The organism is Cellulomonas massiliensis JC225 (assembly GCF_000312005.1).
Lineage (GTDB): Bacteria > Actinomycetota > Actinomycetes > Actinomycetales > Cellulomonadaceae > Cellulomonas > Cellulomonas massiliensis.
Map to the genome: position 1 here is coordinate 999,511 of NZ_HE978588.1, position 2,384 is coordinate 1,001,894.

3 protein-coding genes are annotated in these 2,384 nt (G+C 75.5%); 2 read left to right on the forward strand and 1 reads right to left on the reverse strand.

Annotation, left to right across the window (positions count from 1 at the left end):
• The first annotated feature begins 278 nt into the window (after nucleotides 1-278).
• Entirely contained in the window at nucleotides 279-1,025 is a 747-nt protein-coding gene (locus HGCM_RS04770) for an MIP/aquaporin family protein (RefSeq protein ID WP_246119429.1), read from the forward strand.
• 63 nt (nucleotides 1,026-1,088) lie between these two features.
• Here HGCM_RS04770 and HGCM_RS04775 read toward each other — a convergent pair whose 3' ends face one another.
• On the reverse strand, nucleotides 1,089-1,274 hold the full coding sequence (locus HGCM_RS04775; RefSeq protein ID WP_019135733.1) for an antitoxin: 186 nt from the start codon (nucleotides 1,272-1,274) through the stop codon (nucleotides 1,089-1,091).
• A gap of 119 nt (nucleotides 1,275-1,393) precedes the next feature.
• On the opposite strand from HGCM_RS04775, the gene HGCM_RS16905 reads away from it, so the two are divergent.
• Nucleotides 1,394-2,384 (forward strand): alpha/beta fold hydrolase (locus HGCM_RS16905; protein WP_019135734.1); only part of this gene is annotated, 991 nt, incomplete at its 3' end.

Below are 2,384 nucleotides of genomic sequence, written 5' to 3' on the forward strand. Positions count from 1 at the left end.
GCGCACGGGGTAGCGCGCGGCGGCGCGCTGCTGGTCGCGCAGCGGCAGCCCGAGCCCGACGGCCAGCGCGAGGACGAGCACGACGAGCCAGCCACGCCGATCCACACGGTTCCCTCCCCTCGTCGGTCCAGCGTGCCGCCGGAGCCTCGAGCGGACGGGGCGGGCCTCCGGGCACGGGGCCGGGGAGCGCGCGGATGACGCCTGTGGGCGGCTCGAGCCGGGCGCGCGCCGGGCGCCGCGGGGGTGTGCGCCGAGGACGGATGGTGCACAGTGGGCGCGTGGATCCCTCGGTGTCCCTCGGCGTGCGCCTGGCCTGCGAGTTCATCGGCACGGCCATCCTGCTGATCCTCGGCAACGGCACGGTGGCGAACGTCCACCTCAAGGGCTCCAAGGGCTACCGCGGCGGCTGGTCGCTCATCGCCATGGGCTACGGCTTCGGCGTGATGATCCCGGCGCTCATGTTCGGCGGCATCAGCGGCAACCACATCAACCCGGGGTTCACGATCGGCCTCGCGGTGTGGGGCCTCTTCCCGTGGAGCGAGGTCGCCCCGTACGTGGCGGCGCAGCTGCTCGGCGCGATGGCGGGCCAGCTCGCGATCGTCGTCACGCACAAGCCGTACTACGACCAGACGACGGACCCCGAGGAGGTGCTGGGTACCTTCTCGACGATCAACGCGGCCCGCTCCCGGCGCAACGGCTTCGCGAACGAGCTGCTCGGCTCGGTCGTCCTGTTCTCGTGCGCGCTCGCGATCGTGAAGTCGCCGCTCACCGTCGACGAGCCGGCCACCGCCCACCTGGCTCTCGGCTTCCTCGTCTGGGGCCTCGTCGCGGGCCTGGGCGGACCGACCGGGCCGGCGCTCAACCCGGCGCGCGACCTCGGGCCGCGGCTCGTCCACGCGCTGCTGCCGCGCACGGTCCTGCACCACAAGGGCGGCTCGGACTGGCGCTACAGCTGGGTGCCGGTGGCGGCTCCGCTGCTCGGCGGCGTCGTGGGCGTCGGCGGCTGGCACCTGCTGCTCGGCTGAGCACGAGGCGCGCCGGCGCCGGCCGGCCCGTGCGCCGGCTGCCGGACCCCGCGGGCCCGGACGTCAGTGCCCGCGCTGCTCGTCCAGGTAGTCCTTCGCCTTCGCGGCGATCTCGTCGACCTTGCCGTCCGTGCCGTCGTCGGTCCGCGCCTTGACCGCCTCGGCGGCCTTGTCGATCGCGTCCTTGGCCTGCTCCTCGTGGCCCTGCAGCGCGTCCTTCGCCTTGCCCACCAGGTCGTCCAGCCCCATGACCGCTCCCTGCGCCGTGCCGGGGTCGCTCTCGTGCGCCCGGGTCGCCGCCAGTCTGCTCCGCGACCGCCGCCGCCCGCACCCGGAGGCGCCGGCCGCCGGTGGTTACGCTGCCGGACGTGACCGCCGCCCGCTACGCCATGACTGGCTTCGTCGTCCGCGACCACGTCGTCGAGGTCCCCGTCGACTGGTCCGACCCCTCGCGCTTCGGCTCGATCACGGTGCTCGCGCGCGAGCTCGTCGACCCGGCGAAGGACCGCGAGGACCTCCCGCTCCTGCTGTTCCTGCAGGGCGGCCCCGGCGGGCAGGGACCCCGCCCGACGTCGCCGGGCGGGTGGCTGGGCGCCGCGCTCGAGCGGTTCCGCGTCGTCCTGCTGGACCAGCGCGGCACCGGGCGGTCCGGGCGCGTCGACGGCCGGACGGTCGAGCGGCTCGGGGACGCGGCGGCGGACTACCTCGCGTGCTTCCGAGGGGACGCGATCGTGGCGGACGCCGAGCACGTGCGGGCGACGGTGTACGGCGGCCGGTCGTGGTCGACGCTCGGCCAGTCGTACGGCGGCTTCCTCACGCTCACCTACCTCTCGCGGCACCCCGAGGCCCTCGTCGCCTGCTACGTGACGGGCGGCCTGCCGCCCGTGGGTGCGAGCGCGGAGGAGGTGTACCGGCGGACGTTCGACCGGCAGGAGGCCCGCAACCGCGCGTTCGCGGCGCGGTTCCCGGACGACGTCGCGCGCCTGACCGCCGTCGCGGACCGCCTCGGGGCGGAGGCCGTCACGGTGGAGGGGGCGCCGCTCACGGTGCGCCGGCTGCAGACGCTCGGGGCGCCGCTGGGCATGAGCACCGGCGCGGACGAGCTGCACTGGCTGCTCGACACCGCGTTCGACGACGACGGCGGGCTCGCCTCCGGCTTCCTCGCCGCGGCGCACCGGCAGACGTCGTTCACCGGCAACCCGCTCTACATGGCGCTGCAGGAGGTCATCTACCACGAGGGCGAGCGGTCGGGCGGCTGGGCCGCGGCGCAGGAGGCGGCGCGACGGCCCGCGTGGGACCCCTCGGCGCGGCCCCTCGTCCTGACGGGCGAGGCGGTCTTCCCGTGGATGTTCGACGAGC